Raw genomic sequence first — 17,167 nt, forward strand, 5'->3', positions numbered from 1 at the left:
TGTCTGCGCAGTAACGAAACCAGCAGCGATAACGAGCGGTTATGACGCATCTACATCATGCTCATCAACCTCAAAGCTGCACTTCGTATCCTCAAATCCGAATTGGGGTTACGTCCGGTTTATCATCATAAAAACTGCGCGCCGACAGCCCGCCTACTCATTACCGTGATCGCCTATCAATTCGTGGAACTCATTCAGAGGCTTCTCCAGAGTCATGGCATCCGGAGCCGCTGGAGCAGTTTATGGGGAATCCTGTCTGTACAGCGGTATCACATTCCGCTGTGCCAGCGGCAAGAAGACCCTGTATGTCCGCAAAACCACCCGTCCAGGACCAGCCTTGCAACCATTTACCGAGTACTGAATATCGACCTCTTACCAGGAGGCGTACAAAAACTAAGGTGTGACTTACGAATTCTGCTCAATGGAGAAATTGTAGTGTCCTACGTTGTTTTTTAGTCTTCAATTATATGATAATTAACGTTTTCTAAAAACGGGTATTAAATGTGGGTTAGCCGTCAAATTGAATCAATCAATCCGTGCCGACGATATTGTTATTGTATTAGAAAGATAAATCCCATTGTGCCCAGAAACGTTGATCGGAACGGCTACTCGAATTATTCGGATCGAGGGTCAAGTGGCTAACCTGGAAGCTCACTTTGCTGTTATGACCGTTTAGGAAATAAGTCATTACCCCGCTGATCTCTTGTTGCTGGATGTTATTTTCTGCAAGATTCGGATCGACAAACGCGTATCGTCCGGCAAACTCCAAATTCATGGGTATCAGAGGGATAACATGATGAGGGAAGTAACCCACTTGAACGAGGCCGCCCAGCATGGTGGTTTCCTTGAACGAACTATCCTGCGCGGCAAGCTTGTCTTTAATCTCTTTCCAGTGCATCTCATGCGACAACGAGAATCCTTGCCATTTTAATCTAATTTCCCCCATCAGCTGATTGGTTCTGTACTGACCGTCTTTTCCAACACTGCTAAAAGGCTCCCAAGGCATAGCTCTGCAACTTCTGTCGTTAGTCGCAAAAGTTAGGCATCGGCTTTTATTGGTGTTCGCCGCAATCGCAAAATTGAGTACCGGCTGTTCGTGAAACTCAATGTCGGATTGAGAAAATGGCATTTCTCCGCCCAACGCGTTCCATTGCAAACGGGCGTTGTACATCATGCCATCATCGTCATTATTTCGCTCTCCGACGCCCATACCAGAAAAGACTCCGAGATAATAGGTGACATCGTGCCAAGTTCCAGGGAACAGATTTCCGTACAATTGCGCACCTTGTTGACGATCGACCGTGAATATACTGTTAACGATCGAACGGTTGACAAATTGTTGATTGCCGGACGACGTTTTTCTTTCAGCGTTGTAGATGACCTTGCCCCGACCGAGTTCCAATGAGGCCCATTTAAACTTGGCTACCGTCAAGTTCAAGTCGCGCAAGACCGGGTCAGCCCAATCATACTGCAAATAAAATTTAAGCCATGGCCAGTAGGCATGACCTTTCAATTTGGTACGCGCCCGTCGAATCATGAAGGAGCTCTGTTCGCGATCTAAGTCATTTAGCGTACGCGGATCGCTGTCGAACGGATTGGCATAGCGCGTCTGAATTCGGTTTTGAATCGCCAACGCAAATTTACCATTATCAGTTTTGAATTCAAATCCGTTATTACCGTAACTCACACCAGATGGTAATATACCTTTCGAATCGACTGGCTTGGCTTTAGTCTCCATAGCTTCAATTTGTTTTTGATCGATTCGCGCTTCCATGACATCCAACTCACGGGTTTTTTGATCCAGTTTCCCCTCTAACGCTTTGGCTTCGGAGAGTTGATTAGTGCCAGTCGCTTCGTCCACTCGTTGAAAGGTACCAAGCTTGGTCCGATTGGGTCCGGGTTCGGCGTACAGTTGTTTAGTTTCATTGTCGACATAAAGTTCGATCGTCGAAGCGCCGGAGGGGGCTGTTACTCCCATTACTGCCAAAATGGCAATCGTTAAATATGTAAACTTCATAAAAATAAAAATGTTATTGGCTATGTCATCGTAGTTAGTGATGCTCATGCAACTCAATGAACTTGAAACAAAATATAAATTGTTGGTTTTTGGTTAATGACGTGTTTATAAATGATAGCTTTTTTATTTACAGTAACTAACAGTTAATGATGATATAGCCATGTTAATTTGGTGCTAATGTTTAACTGGCCGCCATGATATGGCTGAAATGGCGACAGCTCAGCATGAGGCAGGCTGAAATGGGGTTACATATAAAGGCGTGACGAAACAATTCAAATGTATTATGGCCCTGTTTATATTGGCTGTGGGTTTGCTGCAGAGTTTTGATGATCTGGCTCCACCGTATGGCCTCTGTTGCTCGCTAAGCTTGATGGATTTCTACTGTTGCTAGCGCGGGCATCAATCAACAAATGGCGGCTCGTACCTGCTATCGAACGGGGCGATCTGCGCGGAGCCGTCACCGTCAGTCTGCGCAAAACCCTGATCTCCGAATATATCCTGACCATTCTCATGTTTATTTTCACTGCCGTCCTGACTACCTTTACTTCGCCACCTGCTGATTTCGGTATTGATGAAGGTGACGACCCGGATGTATTTTGAAAATCTTTGGGTAGGTGATCGCAATCAAGGAGATCTGGAATAACCAGCGTGGTTCGTTTTTTGATTGCAGCGTTTTTGTCCACAGCACCAACCGCATGGGCACAAGAGCGATTCCCTTCCTACGTCACTGGACTTGCCTAGAATCCCTATGTTTTATGAAAAATTGCCTGCCCCAGTGCAGCGCGCTCCTGCGGGGGGGCTGGAATGGTTTCAAGTTGCTCTACAGCCTGTAACAGCTTGTTGAGTCCTTTGGCGTTGGCGATCTGAATCGATAAGCCGGGACGGGCATTCAGTTCCAACACGAGTGGCCCTAGATCACGATCGAGCACGATATCGACTCCGAGATAACCCAGGTCAACTAGATCATGGCATTGTGCGGCCAAGGTCAGCAGTTTCTGCCAGTGCGGTATCTGCACGCCGCTGATTGGAGCGCCGGTATCGGGATGATGATCAACGGGGAAATTCTGCCAAACGGCAGAATTTGTCTGTCCGGTGATCAGATCAACACCTGCGCCAACGGCGCCCTGATGAAGATTGGCTTTTCCGTTTGACATCCGGGTCGGCAGGCGCACCATAGCCGTGATCGGCACGCCTTTGAATACAATAGTGCGAATATCGGGTACGCCCTGATAGGAAATAGCCTCGAATACTGGATCAAATTTAACGCGGTATTCGATCAGTGCCTGGTCTGGCTGTCCGCCCAGGCTATAAAGACCACTCAGAATATTTGAAATGTGATAGGCAATTTCGTCCTGGGTTAGCAGATTACCGTTGCTGAGGCGATAGCGGTCGTAAAGTTGCCCTGTGACAACACAGATGCCATTACCACCCGAGCCATGTGCCGGCTTGATGACGAAATCCTCGTGATCCTTGATGATATTGGCAAGATTGGCAATATCATGTTCAATTTCTATGACGCCATAGAGCTCCGGTACGGCAATGCCGGCTTTTTCTGCCAGGATTTTCGTTTGTAGCTTATCATCTACCAGCGGGAAGCGTGATCGCCGATTGTAGACAGAGATATAATCGGCATTGCGTTGGTTCATGCCAACAATACCGGTTTTTCTGAGATTTAGCCAGGTTTTGAACATAGAATCAGCGGCGGCGCATCAACGCTTTGCCAGCGCGCGGAAACGCCATAGTTCTGTTAGGCGGTAACCCGAATAGCGCCCGAGCAGAATGATGACTGCAAGTACTACCAGTAATAGTTCCGGAAAAACAAAGAACATATATTGTAATTCGTCGATATTCATTACTAGATAGCCCGCGACGGCGACCAGTAAGCTGCCAAATACCTGCTTAAATGCTTCTGCCGGCCCGGCCTCTTCCCAGATCAGTGACATGCGCTCTATCGTCATTGCCATGATGACCATCGGAAACAGGGCAACCGACAACCCCATTTCCAACCCGAGTTTATGCATGACTACGCTGGTGCCAGCCATCAGCAATACCACCATGGTAAGCACGGCCGCCAGCCTGGGTACGAGCAGCAGTCTTAATTGCTCGACGTAGGCACGTAGCAACAGGCCGATACCAATAATGAGGCTGAAGAGTATGAGGCCCCACAGCAATTCGGTTTCGCGGAATGCCAGCGCAATCAGCACTGGCATGAAGGTACCAAAGGTTTTAATGCCAACCAGATTACGCATCAAAACCACCATCAGCGCGCCCAATGGCACCATCAGCAATACCTTGTAAACATTCTGGCTGTGGACGGGCAGAGAGTGCAGGGAAAATTCCATCAGATGCAGCCCTTTCTGGGTCGATGTGATTTCTGCAATATCAATTACTTCTCTCAAGGTTTTACCAACTGAGTATTTGATGCTGTATTCTCTGGCACCCTCAATAACAAAATTTTTGCTACTGTTTAGTTGCCATAACACAAAATTCTCGGGTAATCCTTCCTGGCCATTGCGAATATTGAGTGTTCGCCATCGGGTACCATCATAGACCTGCAGAAAAGACTCCAGCTCGGAGTACTCTTTGCCTTCTTCCAGACGTAAACCGCGGATAACCTGGGAGGGAATGCGCGCGCCAGCCAGTATCCAGCCAATATTTTTGGCAAACTCACGTGGTCGATCAATTTGCTGCAGGAGCGTTTTCAGTTCCAGTGTAGGCGAAGTTGAGTTTAATTCCTCAATGACACGCTGCGAGAAGGAAACGGTATCGGCTGATTGTTGCCGTGCCTTGTCAAGTAATCCTTCAATCACTGGTAGTAGCTTGGGCGGGTATTGCGGGACAACAGGAAAAGCAGGCGTTGAAGAGGTCGTAGCTGCAGATTTGGAAGTAGATTTGTCGTCACTTGCAGCGCTACTTTCTTTCACCTCGATCAAAGCTGCCCGGAAGAGCAGCAACTGTTTTCCCTGCGCGCGCCGCTTGGCCCATAACGCCACGCGGCCGTTTTCATCCTGTTCGATCGCCAGTCCATAATTGGCACTCATGAAGTCTTCGCTCAGAATGGTAAAGCCAGGAGGATCCAGCGGTAGTGGCAATGTTACCTTTATGGAACTATCCGGTTTCGCGCGAAATGAAACACTGGCTTCGATGTTCCAGACTAATGCTTGTTCAGAAGCCGTTAACGGCAGACCGATGACCGTAACCTTGTAATAAGCCAACCCCAATCCTGTCACGCATAGTAATAGTGTGAGCAGTGACAAATGCAGCTTTCTCATTCAGCTGTTCCAGCATTGGACGAATTATTTCTATTCGCTTTCTTTTTCTTCTTCTTTTTCTCGTGCCCACAGTCAGCTTTGCTCAGCAAGATTCGCGAAGAGTCAACCAGTGCACGTGTTGCTAGTACTTTGCGTCCAAGTAAAACAGGGTAATTCAGTGCGCGACGATCGATCAGATTGAATTCAACTGTTCTGACTTCATCGGCCAGACAAATATCCATGTTGATAACCGGGCGCTCCTGCAAGAGACCTGTATGCTGCTTTATTTTTCCAGTGCGAATCACCGGACGCTCAATCTGTATGGAGCGTTCTTTGCCAGCCGTGCTGAAATCAAACATGAATCTGACCCATTGCCTGCCATTCTTTTTGAGCAGTTCAATATCATATGCGCTGATCGACGCAGTATTGGAGCCAGTATCCAGTCTCGCTCGTGTTTTCACGCCCCAAGGCTCAATGCGAACGTATTCAACCCAGCCCAGAACCGGCGGTGATGCCGTTGTATTGGAAGCCTGTCCGGCAATTGCTAAGCCACTAGAAAAGATAAAGACCAGGAATAATCCTGACAGCTTGACCAACAAACTCATCCATCGGGTGAAAAAACAACTCAACATAGCATCCCCAAATTTTGAATGTAATCCCGTCTGATCGACGCGTAGATATAAAAATTCCGTTGAGCGGGTGAAGGGAATCGAACCCTCGTCTTAAGCTTGGGAAGCTTCTGCTCTACCATTGAGCTACACCCGCATGTTAGAATACTAATCTTAACATTTGAAACATGGCGCTTAAATACTTTTTAGATTATGCAACTTGTCATTAATGGCCAGTCCCAGTGTTTTGATAATGTGAACAGCGTTCTGCAACTACTCGAATCACTGTCGTTGCAGGACAAACGCATTGCTGTCGAATGCAATGGTGAAATCATTCCTCGTAGCACGTTCCCTAGTCATCTACTGACTGATGGCGACCAACTGGAAATTATTGTTGCGGTTGGTGGCGGTTGATTTGTCTCCTAGATTTGCCGAAAGTTAATTCGGTTGTATTGCTATCTATTCATGCAAGCAAAACTGATTTTTTATGATCGATATGGACGATTTGCTGAGTATTGCCGGCAAAAGCTATCATTCCCGCCTGCTGGTGGGTACCGGAAAATACCGGGATTTTGCTGAAACGCGGGCGGCAGTCGAAGTCAGCGGTGCACAAATTGTTACAGTTGCCATTCGGCGCACCAATATTGGTCAGCATCCAAATGAGCCCAATCTGCTGGATGTACTCCCACCGGAGAAATTTACCCTGCTTCCTAATACCGCTGGCTGCTATACCGCCATGGACGCAGTTCGCACATTACGTCTGGCGCGCGAGCTGCTTGATGGGCATTCGCTGGTGAAGCTTGAAGTACTGGGCGATCAACAAACCCTGTTTCCAGACGTGGTAGCCACGCTGGAAGCAGCAAAATTGCTCGTCAAGGAAGACTTTCAGGTAATGGTTTATACTTCGGATGATCCGATTGTCGCTAGACAACTGGAAGATATTGGCTGTGTCGCCATCATGCCGCTCGCGTCATTGATTGGCTCGGGAATGGGGATTCTTAACCCGTGGAATTTACAGATCATCATTGAAAATGCACACGTACCAGTTTTGGTTGATGCTGGTGTTGGAACAGCATCGGATGCCACGATTGCGATGGAACTCGGTTGCGATGGCGTTCTGATGAATTCGGCAATTGCAGGCGCACGCAATCCGACACTGATGGCACAAGCCATGCGCAAGGCGGTAGAAGCTGGACGCGAGGCATATCTGGCCGGGCGCATGCCTAGAAAAACTTACCAGGCAAGCCCGAGCTCCCCAACAGAAGGTATGTTGGACACACTTGAAATTCCTATTATTAAATAGAAAATTTAATGAAAAGCAAACATTTTCTGCAATTCAACGACTTCAGTCGTGCCGAATTCGAATATATTTTCGAGCGTACTCGCTGGATTAAAAATGAATTCAAGCAGTATCGCCGCTATTGGCCACTCACGGATCGCACGCTCGCAATGCTTTTCGACAAGCAGTCGACCCGTACCCGGTTGTCATTCGAAGCCGGTATGCATCAGCTCGGTGGCAGCGCTATTTATCTCTCCACCCGCGATACTCAGCTTGGTCGCGGGGAGCCGGTAGAAGATGCAGCGCGGGTGGTGTCGCGCATGGTGGATATCATCACCATCCGTACCTATGAGCATTCCATCGTTGAGCGTTTTGCACAACATTCGCGTGTGCCCGTCATAAATGGCTTGACTGATGAATACCACCCCTGCCAGATTCTGGCCGATATTTTTACCTTCATGGAGCATCGTGGCAGTATTTCTGGCAAAACGGTAGCGTGGATCGGAGATTCCAACAATGTGTGCAATACTTGGCTGCAGGCAGCGGAGGTTTTCGATTTTAACGTTCACGTAGCAACGCCGCCTGGTTACGAAGTGGAACCCGAACGCGCGGGGCTTTATGGAACGGATCATTATGAGCAGTTCGCCTCACCGCTGGAGGCGACTCAGGATGCAGATCTGGTGACAACCGATGTTTGGACCAGTATGGGATTTGAAGATGAAACGGATTTGCGTAAAGCCGATTTTGCCGATTTTTGTGTGGATGCCGAAATGATGGAGATTGCCAGGAAGGATGCGCTCTTCATGCATTGTCTGCCGGCACACCGTGGCGAAGAAGTCGAAGCCGATGTAATTGACGGTCCACAATCGGTGGTATGGGATGAAGCGGAGAACCGCCTGCATACGCAGAAGGCGTTGATGGAGTATTTGTTGCTTGGTAATCTGAGCGGTTAAGAAAATTAACAATAAATTGAAGGGCGAGATCTTGGAAAAAATCAAAAAAGCAGTACTGGCCTTTTCTGGTGGGTTAGATACGTCTGTCATTCTAAAATGGCTGCAGGATGCCTATCAATGCGAAGTGGTCACCTTCACGGCAGATATTGGCCAGGGTGAGGAGATCGAGCCTGCACGAGCAAAAGCACGGCAATTCGGAGTAAAAGAAATCTTCATCGAGGATTTGCGGGAAACTTTTGTCAGGGACTATGTGTTTCCCATGTTCCGTGCCAATACTATCTACGAAGGAGAGTATTTGCTCGGTACCAGTATTGCGAGACCATTGATCGCTAAACGGCAGATCGAGATCGCAAGGGAGACTGGTGCGGATGCAGTATCACACGGGGCAACCGGCAAGGGAAATGACCAGGTGCGTTTCGAGCTTGGCTATTATGCGTTACAGCCGGATATTCATGTCATTGCGCCGTGGCGCGAATGGGATCTAACCTCCCGGGAAAAGTTGCTTGCTTATGCGGAGAAACAGGGTATTCCGATTGAAATGAAGCATCACACCGGCTCACCGTACAGTATGGATGCGAATCTGCTGCATATTTCCTATGAAGGTCGCGCGCTGGAAGATCCGGCAGAAGCGCCGGAAGAAAGCATGTGGCGCTGGACGAAATCTATCGAGACAGCAGCTGACATCCCAGAAAATATTGAGCTCGAATATGAGCGCGGTGATATCGTTGCTTTGAATGGTAAGCGTTTATCGCCCGCAGAAACACTTGCCCGGTTAAACCAGATTGGCAGCCGGCATGGTATCGGCAGGCTAGATCTGGTCGAAAACCGTTATGTTGGCATGAAGTCACGAGGTTGCTATGAAACGCCTGGGGGTACAATCATGCTGCGCGCGCATCGTGCAATCGAATCCATTACACTGGATCGCGAGGTGGCGCATCTGAAAGATGATCTGATGCCGCGCTATGCTGCGTTGATCTATAACGGCTACTGGTGGAGCCCTGAGCGTAAGCTTTTGCAAACGCTGATCGATGAGTCACAGGTAAGTGTTAATGGCTGGGTGCGGCTCAAGCTTTTCAAGGGTAATATCATCGTGATCGGGCGCGACTCAAAAACGGATTCCCTGTTTGATTCGGATATCGCGACGTTCGAGGACGATGAAGGAGCCTACAATCAGGCCGATGCTGCCGGATTTATTAAGCTGAACGCGCTCAGGTTGCGCATTGCGAAAAAACGACTGGACAGGAAATCCGGGTAAATCGCATCAATCGAATCTTTTAATCAAACGCAGGAGCAGATATGCCTTCATTTGATATTGTCTCGGAAGTTGATAAACAGGAAATCCGCAACGCGGTCGATCAGGTCAACAAGGAGGTCAGCACTCGTTTTGACTTCAAGGGATCGGACGCACGGGTCGAGCAGACTGAGTATGAGTTATATGTCTATGCGGATGATGAGTTCAAGCTCTCGCAGGTTGTGGACATCCTGGTCGCCAAATTCACCAAGCGCGAGATCGATGTGCGCTGCATCGAGCATGGAGATGTCGAGAAAATCAGTGGTAACAAGGTGCGGCGTAAAACCATGATTAAAACGGGGGTGGAAAGCGATCTGGCAAAAAAAATCATCAGGCTTATCAAGGACAGCAAGCTCAAAGTTCAAGCCAGCATTCAGGGCGAAGTGGTGCGTGTAACCGGCGCCAAGCGCGACCTGTTGCAGGAAGCCATCCAGTTGGTTAAAACCAGCGTTACTGAACAGCCATTACAGTTTCGTAATTTTCGCGACTGATCTGCGTTAATTTCGACAAACTCCGTCTTTCAGCGCATCGGTAATCTGATTAAAATCCCGAGCATGTTGGAAGTTGTCGATGTTTTCTGCGACAAGCTCAAGTACGCGCTGCCTGGCAGACCGACTTGCCCATGCGATATGAGGCGTGATGATCAGATTCGAATGAGGGTAAACCAGCAGAGGATGATCGGCTTCAGGTGGTTCCCTCTGCAGCACATCGATTGCTGCACCGGCAATTTGCGCGCTCTGTAAACTCTGCAGCAACGCCGTTTCATCGACAAGACCGCCGCGCGCGGTATTAATGAGATAGGCAGAAGGCCGCATTAACTCAAACTCCCTTTCTCCGACCAGATTGGCTGTTTCAGGAAATAACGGGCAATGCAGACTGATAAAATCCGCTTGCGCCAGCACCTCTTCGAATGCTGTTCTGCCCGCCCGAACAGATGCGGCAGCCACACCCTTATGTTCTGCAATCAGCACTCGCATACCAAATACTTCTGCCACACGCGCAACCGCGCGTCCAAGTTCCCCGTAACCAATGATGCCTAGCGTTCTGCCGGTTAACTCTTCAATAGAATAGTCGAGTGGGCAGAAAAATCGGCTTGCCTGCCAACCACCACTTTTGACCAGATGCTGATAATCAACAAAATTTGTCGTCAGCGTCAGCATCAGCATAAAAACATGCTGCGTGACTGACTGTGTGGCATAGCCACGCACGTTGCATACCGCGATATCCCGTTCGGCAGCAGCAACAAGATCGATATTGTTGTAACCGGTCGCCGATATGCAGATCAGCTTGAGCTTGTTCGCTGCGAAAATGGCATCGCGCCCAAGTACGGTCTTGTTAGTGACAATGATTTCCGCGTCCCACATTCGTTCGGCTAGTTGAGTGGAATCAGTATCACCATGAAAAATCCAGGGGGACGTTACCGCTTCGAGTGCTGAACGATCGATGTCACCTCTGGTGACCGAGTCAAAATCGAGAAAAACCGAGCGCATAGGTAATTCCAGTAGAAGAATAAAATCGGAGTAAAACAAGTATGGTTGGTATGGGCATTATTCTCCGAGCAGGCTTTCAGGGTCACAATTGGTTTGCTTGATGCGAACCAGTTTGTGACGGGAGTGCTCACCACTTACCAGTATGACGTGCTTAAGCGGTACAGTGAAACGTTCGGCCAGGAGTTTCGTTAGTATCAAGTTTGCTTTACCCTCAATCGGTGGCGCAGCCAGTTTGATTTTTAGCGCATCGCCGTACAAGCCAACGACTTCAGTTTTTTTGGCACCAGGTTGTACATGCAGTTGCAAAATCAGATCACCAGCGGAATCAAAACGGTGCCAGCTAATCAAAACCAGGATGCGATTTGGTATTGCAGATTGCCAACGAACATCAACAGCACCTGTAACAGCAGCAGTGCAAACAAAGGTGATAAATCAACATTAGCAATCGGCGGAATCACTCGCCTGAACATACCGAGCAACGGCTGGGTGAAGTTTTCCAGCAGCGGCATTAATGGGCTCTGCGGGTTTACCCATGATAAGACTGCCTGCACGATGATAGAGACGAGCAGAATCATCAGCGTCAATCTGGCGATTGCCACGAGTGCTAATAAAGCTAGGCCGAGCAGGCTGCCCATGCCCAGTCCCTGTAAAAAACTCAATCCGGCGAGAAGAATGAACTGAAAAAACCAGGCCAGGATGAAAGTGGAAAGATCCATACCGCGCCAACCCGGGATCCAGCGGCGCGCAGGACGGACGATGAAATCGGTAACGGTGACGATGAATCGTGATACCGGGTGATAATGCGGTACGCGCAACCACTGCATGTAAAACCGCAATAGCAAGGCCAGTGAAAACAGACCTAGCAGATTATCAAGCAAAAACATCAGGATTTGATTGGGCATGGTTATTCCAGAATGGTTAAGTCAGAAGTTGGTTGCACGCATCAAGACTGGCTTAAAATATGGCCAATTTCCTGTGAACGCCTGTGCGCGGCTTTGATGGCATCTATTAATGCGTGTTTGACATTGTCCTGCTCCAGACTGAGGATCGCCTGTTCGGTGGTGCCGCCGGGCGAGGTAACGCGGGTACGTAAGGTACTGAAAGATTCATGACTGTCTGCGGCCAACAAGGACGCACCGATAAAGGTTTCCAGCGAGAGCTGTCTTGCAGTTTCAGCAGACAGCCCCAGTTCTGTTCCTGCTTGTTGCATAGCTTCCAGCAGATAAAAAACGTAGGCCGGGCCGCTGCCTGACATGGCAGTAACGGCATCCAGCTGGATTTCATCATCACACCAGATCACGGAGCCTACCGCACCGAGAATATCGGTTGCTTGTTTTTTTTGTGAGGCATTCACCCCAGGCAGTGCATACAAGCCGGTGACGCCCTTTCCGATCAGGCAAGGGGTGTTAGGCATGGCGCGTATGATGTATGACTGGTTATCCAGCCAGGCACTCAAATCCGTTGCACGAATACCGGCCGCGATTGAAATGACCAGTTTGTTGTGTAACAGCGTGGCATTTTCAGTTACTACAACCCGCAGTTGCTGGGGTTTAACCGCTAGCACGTAAATGTCACTATTTACACTTGAATCGGCCACAGTGGCGCTGATGTTGATACCAAATTGGTGTTGAAGCTGTGTGCGCCGGTCTGTATTAATTTCGGCTACAGCCAAAGTTTCAGGAGAATTTCCTTGCTGCAGTAAACCGCCAATTATGGCGGCTGCCATGTTGCCGCCGCCGATAAAGGTGATATTCATAGGAGAATAAAAAATTTATGGTATGGGATGCCAAACATCATTTCAGATTGATTGGTTATTTTCGGAACAGGTTGATAATCACGGACAACACAATACTGACTACTATCATCGACGTAATCGGAATAAATACCTTACTGCGTTCGGTTTCGATACGGATATCGCCAGGCAACTTGCCAAACCAGTTCAGCAGCCATGGAGCAAAATGCAGTACGAATCCTAACGTCACTATTGTCGCGCCAGCGAGCATTAGCCATTTCCCGGGCTGTTCCACAATTTCTCGCTTAATACGACGGGATTATAAAATTGAGCAGAGCCAATTCATAACCTACCAGACACAGATAACCGGTCAATATTGTGTATAGCAGATATTTGCAACGCAATCTGGCCATAATCCTAGATTCATGGTGAATAACCAGAAAAATGGCTGCGAGGGAAGTCAGCGCCATCTTGAACATCACGAATTTATGGGTATTGCCTTCTATCAACACCGCCATGAACTCATTGAGCTCCACTCCGCCGCGAGCCAGAATATTAAGTGTCAGGAAGGCGTCGGTCGCACTTAACAGCACAATTGCCAGACAACAGAAACCAATGTGCCAGGCATAGTTATCAACATATACAGCATCCGCTCCGGCACGCCGCACGCTGCTACGTCTGCCATTCTTGATTCCGAGCTGATAAGGGCAAAAGAGAGCGATTGGTGATCGTCTTTCCAGTGCACGTCGATCGCTGACCCCTATATTGTTCATCATGTCCAGGCTCCTGGTTAGTTGGGGAAAATCTTCCTAAAATGAAAATTTTCCAGGTTACTTTTGGTAAATGGTGAGTGTAAAGCCGTATACCTGATTTCGCAACTCAAACGAATTCATTAAATCCAAAATTAGATTGCTGAACTATGATTCCCCCGCCCAGGCAAACCTTGCTTTCGTATATCACTACTGATTGTCCCGGAGTAATGCCCCACTGCTTGGCTGCAAAGCCGACCTGACAGATATTCTGCGTAATTTTGAGGATGACGCAGGGCGCGTCAGTCTGGCGATAGCGGATCTTGGCGGCGTAAACCCAGTGTGGATGCGGTGGTGTGCCGCTGATCCAGGTAAGTGAATTAGCTGTCAGGCCAGTATGGAGCAGTGCAGGGTGGTCATGTCCCTGGACGACGTAAAGAATATTCTGGGTCATGTCCTTGTCGGCAACAAACCAGGGTTGTTCGTTTTTATCTGATATTCCGCCAATTCTGAGTCCTTGCCGTTGTCCAAGAGTGTAATACATTAGCCCTTGGTGAGTGCCGACGGTTTTGCCATCGAGTGTATGGATTTCCCCTGGTTCTACTGGAAGGTAACGATTGAGGAATTCTCGGAAGGGGCGTTCACCAATGAAGCAAATGCCGGTGCTATCCTTTTTGGTGGCGTTGGGCAATCCCTGTTCGTGGGCAATTTTTCGGACTTCATGCTTGTAGAGATGGCCGACTGGAAAAAGGGTCTGGGAAAGTTGTGACTGGTTGAGTCGGTAGAGAAAATAGCTTTGGTCCTTGTTGCCATCTTCGGCTTTCATTAGCTGGAAGGTGCCGGCGGCTTCACGGAGCTGCGCGTAATGCCCGGTTGCAATCCGATCTGCGCCCAGACGTGAGGCGTGCTCGAGAAATGCTTTAAATTTGATTTCGCTGTTGCAAAGCACATCCGGATTGGGGGTGCGGCCTGCCCGATATTCCGCAAGGAACTGACTGAAAACGCGATCCTTGTATTCTGCCGAGAAGTTGACCACTTCCAGTGGTATATCCAGCAGGTCGGCGACCGACGCCGCATCGAGAAAATCCTGGCGGGACGAACAGTATTCGTCGGTATCGTCATCCTCCCAGTTTTTCATAAAAAGACCGATGACATCCCAACCCTGTTGCTTGAGCAGAAAGGCAGCAACCGAGGAATCCACTCCACCGGACATGCCAACCACAACACGCTGTTTTTGCATTTTTAAGAATATATTTTTAGTTAAAAGCTTATGTCTCTCAGTGTTCAGTTACTCAAGCCATTAATAAATTACCGGAAAAGGATCCAGGCTACGCCACAGATACCAAGTGGCGACAGAACGCCATGGTCGCCAGTTTTGTGCGATGGCACTGATTTCGTGCCGGTGCATGGGTAAGCCACCATTGTAATGGATGCTTACCGCGCGCTGCAGGCCAATATCATCCAGTGGCAAAACATCCGGGCGGTGCAGGTGAAAAATTAGAAACATTTCCGCTGTCCAGCGACCGATACCTTTGACACAAACCAGTTGTCGGATCAGCTCCTCGTCTGATAGGTCATGCCAGCTTGTTTCTCTTAGGAGACCATTCTCGAAATGGGAGGCCAGGTTCTGCAAGTAACTGGTTTTTCGAGCAGATAAGCCGCAATTTCTCAATATATCCGGCTCAACAGCCATCAATGCTGGTGGCGTCATTTCTGGAAGCACTGCGCAGACACGCTTCCAGACGCTGGCGGCCGCCTTGACAGAAATTTGCTGGCCGACGATTGCGCGTGCCAGCGTAGCAAAGGTATTGCTTTGCTGTTCAAAGGAGACTTCGCTGAATTGCTGAAAGAGCCGGCACAGAATCGGGTCATGTGATGACAGCTCGGTTACCGCTTGTTGCCAATATATAGGTGTCATGGGGAGTCAGGATATGGCTTAACCAATTGTTGCCGAAAATAAAAAACGGATTCTACTTGACCCGTAAATAATTTTTAGTTAAAGTGGGGTCAAGTAGCAAAAAATGTAAATTAAGTGCAGTTTTATGGGATAAAAGTAATTTATTTGCTTAATTAAAACTGGCTTTAGCAAATAACAGAAGGGGGCGGAATGTTCCGTGGCGTCACGCAATTGAGCCTAGACGGCAAGGGCAGGCTTGCCATCCCGGCGAAGTATCGGGACGAGTTGATTGCCAGTTGCGCGGGAAATATTGTCGTCACAGCCGATCCTTCCAGATGTTTGCTGATTTATCCCCAGCCTGCCTGGGAACCAATAGAACAAAAACTGAACAGTCTCCCTAGTATTAAGCCTCAAATACGCAGTTTGCAGCGGTTGCTTATCGGCAATGCTTGTGATGTCGAAATAGACGGCTCCGGAAGAATACTGATCAGCCCTCCATTGCGACAATTTGCCGGATTGACGAAAGAAGTCGTGCTTGCCGGGCAGGGAGCGAAATTTGAACTTTGGGATAGTGACCGGTGGGATCAGGAAATTGAAGCGGCGCTGGTTTACAGGAATGGCAATATCCCGCCCGAACTGGAAGAGTTCTCACTATAGTGCGTAGCTGAAACTTTGCATATTCCTGTTTTACTCGATGCAGCAATCGATGCGCTGGCGATCACGGCGAATGGGGTTTATGTCGATGGCACGTTTGGTCATGGCGGGCATAGCCGTCTGATCTTGTCGAAACTAGGCAGGCATGGTCGGCTGATTGTGTTTGACAAGGATCCGGTTGCCGTCAGTGTGGCGAAATCGATTCAGGACAAACGGCTGCACGTGGTGCATGACAGTTATGTAAAGCTTGATGAGACGTTGCAGGCACTGGCGATAACAGGAGTGGATGGTATTTTGCTGGATTTGGGTGTGTCATCGATGCAACTGGAAGAAGCGACTCGCGGATTCAGTTTTCGTCATGACGGGCCATTGGATATGCGTATGGATACCAGTCGTGGAGAAACGGCAGCGCAGTGGCTGGCGACGGTTGATGAAACCGTATTGAAGGAGGTGATTAGAGATTATGGCGAAGAACGGTATGCTGGGCAGATTGCAGGCGCAATTGTCATGGAGCGGAGCAGGCGGCCCATTACTACCACGCTTCAGCTTGCTGAAACTGTTGCAACGGTCGTGCGCGCGCGCAGCCATGGGCGGGAGTACCGGCAGCATCCGGCAACGCGTACCTTCCAGGCGATCCGCATTTATCTCAATCAGGAACTTGAAGCGTTATCGCTAACATTGCCAATGTGTCTGGCCAGACTAAACTCTGCTGGCAGGCTGGTCGTGATCAGTTTTCATTCGCTGGAAGATCGTCTTGTCAAGAATTTCATGCGCACACAAGCTATGACAGATACCTTGCCACGCAAGCTGCCGGTTCGTGAGGATGAACGTATGCGACACAGTCGGCAGCAATTGTTGCTGATTGGCAAAAAGATTCGACCGGACGTAAATGAAATTGCTGCCAACCCGCGTGCGCGCAGCGCGATCATGCGTGTTGCGGAAAAACTGGAGCCAGCGTAATAAACAGATGATTAGATTAAATATGACTTTGTTTTTAATATTGGTTATTTCGGGTCTGGGGATTGTGACCGCTCGGCATGAAGCGCGCAAGCTTTTTATGGCGCAAGAAAAAGAGCAGGCGCTGGCAAAGCAATTTGCTACCGAGAGAGATCAGCTGTTATTGGAACAAAGCACGCTCGCTATGCACGCCCGTGTTGAAAACATCGCCAGAACTCAACTGAAAATGGTGATGCCAGCGGCCACAAATGTACTGGTGATTCAGCCAGGTAAAATCCGGGCCAGATAA

General features: G+C 48.8%; 22 protein-coding genes and 1 tRNA gene. 10 read left to right on the top strand and 13 right to left on the bottom strand.

Annotated features, from left to right (window positions below; translation table 11 throughout):
* Nucleotides 1-57 precede the first annotated feature (57 nt).
* Entirely contained in the window at nucleotides 58-456 is a 399-nt protein-coding gene (locus tag NSMM_RS11950) for a hypothetical protein (protein WP_090287734.1), read from the top strand.
* A 103-nt stretch (nucleotides 457-559) separates the two neighbouring features.
* Here the strand turns inward: NSMM_RS11950 and NSMM_RS11955 are convergent, their stop codons facing one another.
* Complete coding sequence (locus tag NSMM_RS11955) at nucleotides 560-2,065, bottom strand: porin (RefSeq protein WP_245654792.1); 1,506 nt, start codon at nucleotides 2,063-2,065, stop codon at nucleotides 560-562.
* A gap of 336 nt (nucleotides 2,066-2,401) precedes the next feature.
* Here NSMM_RS11955 and NSMM_RS11960 point away from each other — a divergent pair, with 336 nt between their 5' ends.
* Nucleotides 2,402-2,617 carry a CopD family protein gene (locus NSMM_RS11960; protein ID WP_090287736.1) on the top strand — a complete coding sequence of 72 codons (216 nt, stop codon included), beginning with the start codon at nucleotides 2,402-2,404 and terminating at the stop codon, nucleotides 2,615-2,617.
* A 146-nt stretch (nucleotides 2,618-2,763) separates the two neighbouring features.
* Here NSMM_RS11960 and NSMM_RS11965 read toward each other — a convergent pair whose 3' ends face one another.
* From NSMM_RS11965 to NSMM_RS11980, 4 genes are all read right to left on the bottom strand, one after another.
* Nucleotides 2,764-3,708 (bottom strand): alpha-L-glutamate ligase-like protein, encoded by a 945-nt coding sequence (locus NSMM_RS11965; protein ID WP_090287738.1) that lies wholly within the window; start codon nucleotides 3,706-3,708, stop codon nucleotides 2,764-2,766.
* Nucleotides 3,709-3,726: 18 nt separating this feature from the next.
* Nucleotides 3,727-5,289: an inactive transglutaminase family protein gene (locus tag NSMM_RS11970; protein ID WP_090287740.1), complete on the bottom strand. Its 1,563-nt coding sequence runs from the start codon at nucleotides 5,287-5,289 to the stop codon at nucleotides 3,727-3,729.
* Nucleotides 5,286-5,900, bottom strand: coding sequence for an ATP-dependent zinc protease family protein (locus NSMM_RS11975; protein ID WP_245654793.1), 615 nt, complete (start codon nucleotides 5,898-5,900; stop codon nucleotides 5,286-5,288). The genes NSMM_RS11970 and NSMM_RS11975 overlap by 4 nt, the downstream gene beginning before the upstream one ends.
* 62 nt (nucleotides 5,901-5,962) lie before the next feature.
* Nucleotides 5,963-6,033 (bottom strand) — tRNA-Gly (locus tag NSMM_RS11980).
* A 56-nt stretch (nucleotides 6,034-6,089) separates the two neighbouring features.
* Here NSMM_RS11980 and thiS point away from each other — a divergent pair.
* The 5 genes from thiS to NSMM_RS12005 all read left to right on the top strand — a co-directional run bounded on the left by thiS (nucleotide 6,090) and on the right by NSMM_RS12005 (nucleotide 9,890).
* Nucleotides 6,090-6,290, top strand: a complete 201-nt coding sequence (thiS, locus tag NSMM_RS11985) for a sulfur carrier protein ThiS (protein ID WP_090287744.1) — start codon at nucleotides 6,090-6,092, stop codon at nucleotides 6,288-6,290.
* An 82-nt stretch (nucleotides 6,291-6,372) separates the two neighbouring features.
* Nucleotides 6,373-7,179 (top strand): thiazole synthase, encoded by an 807-nt coding sequence (locus NSMM_RS11990; protein WP_090287800.1) that lies wholly within the window; start codon nucleotides 6,373-6,375, stop codon nucleotides 7,177-7,179.
* An 8-nt stretch (nucleotides 7,180-7,187) separates the two neighbouring features.
* Nucleotides 7,188-8,108 (top strand): ornithine carbamoyltransferase, encoded by a 921-nt coding sequence (gene argF, locus NSMM_RS11995; protein ID WP_090287746.1) that lies wholly within the window; start codon nucleotides 7,188-7,190, stop codon nucleotides 8,106-8,108.
* Between the two features lie 31 nt (nucleotides 8,109-8,139).
* Nucleotides 8,140-9,363: an argininosuccinate synthase gene (locus tag NSMM_RS12000; RefSeq protein ID WP_090287748.1), complete on the top strand. Its 1,224-nt coding sequence runs from the start codon at nucleotides 8,140-8,142 to the stop codon at nucleotides 9,361-9,363.
* A gap of 41 nt (nucleotides 9,364-9,404) precedes the next feature.
* Nucleotides 9,405-9,890, top strand: a complete 486-nt coding sequence (locus NSMM_RS12005; RefSeq protein ID WP_090287749.1) for a YajQ family cyclic di-GMP-binding protein — start codon at nucleotides 9,405-9,407, stop codon at nucleotides 9,888-9,890.
* Nucleotides 9,891-9,896: 6 nt separating this feature from the next.
* Here NSMM_RS12005 and NSMM_RS12010 read toward each other — a convergent pair whose 3' ends face one another.
* From NSMM_RS12010 to NSMM_RS12045, 8 genes are all read right to left on the bottom strand, one after another.
* Nucleotides 9,897-10,889 (bottom strand): 2-hydroxyacid dehydrogenase, encoded by a 993-nt coding sequence (locus NSMM_RS12010; RefSeq protein WP_090287751.1) that lies wholly within the window; start codon nucleotides 10,887-10,889, stop codon nucleotides 9,897-9,899.
* Between the two features lie 57 nt (nucleotides 10,890-10,946).
* On the bottom strand, nucleotides 10,947-11,237 hold the full coding sequence (locus tag NSMM_RS12015) for a DUF167 domain-containing protein (RefSeq protein WP_342671791.1): 291 nt from the start codon (nucleotides 11,235-11,237) through the stop codon (nucleotides 10,947-10,949).
* Nucleotides 11,234-11,791 carry a YggT family protein gene (locus NSMM_RS12020; protein WP_090287753.1) on the bottom strand — a complete coding sequence of 186 codons (558 nt, stop codon included), beginning with the start codon at nucleotides 11,789-11,791 and terminating at the stop codon, nucleotides 11,234-11,236. The genes NSMM_RS12015 and NSMM_RS12020 overlap by 4 nt, the downstream gene beginning before the upstream one ends.
* Before the next feature lie 41 nt (nucleotides 11,792-11,832).
* Nucleotides 11,833-12,645, bottom strand: a complete 813-nt coding sequence (gene proC / locus NSMM_RS12025; RefSeq protein ID WP_090287754.1) for a pyrroline-5-carboxylate reductase — start codon at nucleotides 12,643-12,645, stop codon at nucleotides 11,833-11,835.
* Between the two features lie 55 nt (nucleotides 12,646-12,700).
* Entirely contained in the window at nucleotides 12,701-12,916 is a 216-nt protein-coding gene (locus NSMM_RS12030; protein ID WP_218121111.1) for a DUF2905 domain-containing protein, read from the bottom strand.
* 10 nt (nucleotides 12,917-12,926) lie between these two features.
* Complete coding sequence (locus tag NSMM_RS12035; RefSeq protein WP_090287758.1) at nucleotides 12,927-13,397, bottom strand: DUF5658 family protein; 471 nt, start codon at nucleotides 13,395-13,397, stop codon at nucleotides 12,927-12,929.
* 103 nt (nucleotides 13,398-13,500) lie between these two features.
* Nucleotides 13,501-14,622, bottom strand: coding sequence for a tRNA 2-thiouridine(34) synthase MnmA (gene mnmA, locus NSMM_RS12040; protein ID WP_281200914.1), 1,122 nt, complete (start codon nucleotides 14,620-14,622; stop codon nucleotides 13,501-13,503).
* A 48-nt stretch (nucleotides 14,623-14,670) separates the two neighbouring features.
* A complete protein-coding gene (locus NSMM_RS12045) occupies nucleotides 14,671-15,288 on the bottom strand; it encodes a DNA-3-methyladenine glycosylase family protein (protein WP_090287762.1) in 618 nt (205 codons plus the stop codon).
* A gap of 189 nt (nucleotides 15,289-15,477) precedes the next feature.
* Here NSMM_RS12045 and mraZ point away from each other — a divergent pair, with 189 nt between their 5' ends.
* From mraZ to ftsL, 3 genes are read left to right on the top strand one after another with little or no spacing between them, the layout of a single operon-like run.
* Nucleotides 15,478-15,924 (top strand): division/cell wall cluster transcriptional repressor MraZ, encoded by a 447-nt coding sequence (gene mraZ / locus NSMM_RS12050; RefSeq protein ID WP_090287764.1) that lies wholly within the window; start codon nucleotides 15,478-15,480, stop codon nucleotides 15,922-15,924.
* Between the two features lie 15 nt (nucleotides 15,925-15,939).
* The gene (gene rsmH / locus NSMM_RS12055; RefSeq protein ID WP_090287766.1) at nucleotides 15,940-16,881 is read left to right on the top strand and encodes a 16S rRNA (cytosine(1402)-N(4))-methyltransferase RsmH; all 942 of its coding nucleotides are present in this window, start codon (nucleotides 15,940-15,942) and stop codon (nucleotides 16,879-16,881) included.
* A 7-nt stretch (nucleotides 16,882-16,888) separates the two neighbouring features.
* Nucleotides 16,889-17,167 (top strand): cell division protein FtsL, encoded by a 279-nt coding sequence (ftsL, locus tag NSMM_RS12060; RefSeq protein WP_090287768.1) that lies wholly within the window; start codon nucleotides 16,889-16,891, stop codon nucleotides 17,165-17,167.

The sequence above is a fragment of the Nitrosomonas mobilis genome, from assembly GCF_900103035.1.
Classification (GTDB): Bacteria; Pseudomonadota; Gammaproteobacteria; order Burkholderiales; family Nitrosomonadaceae; genus Nitrosomonas; species Nitrosomonas mobilis.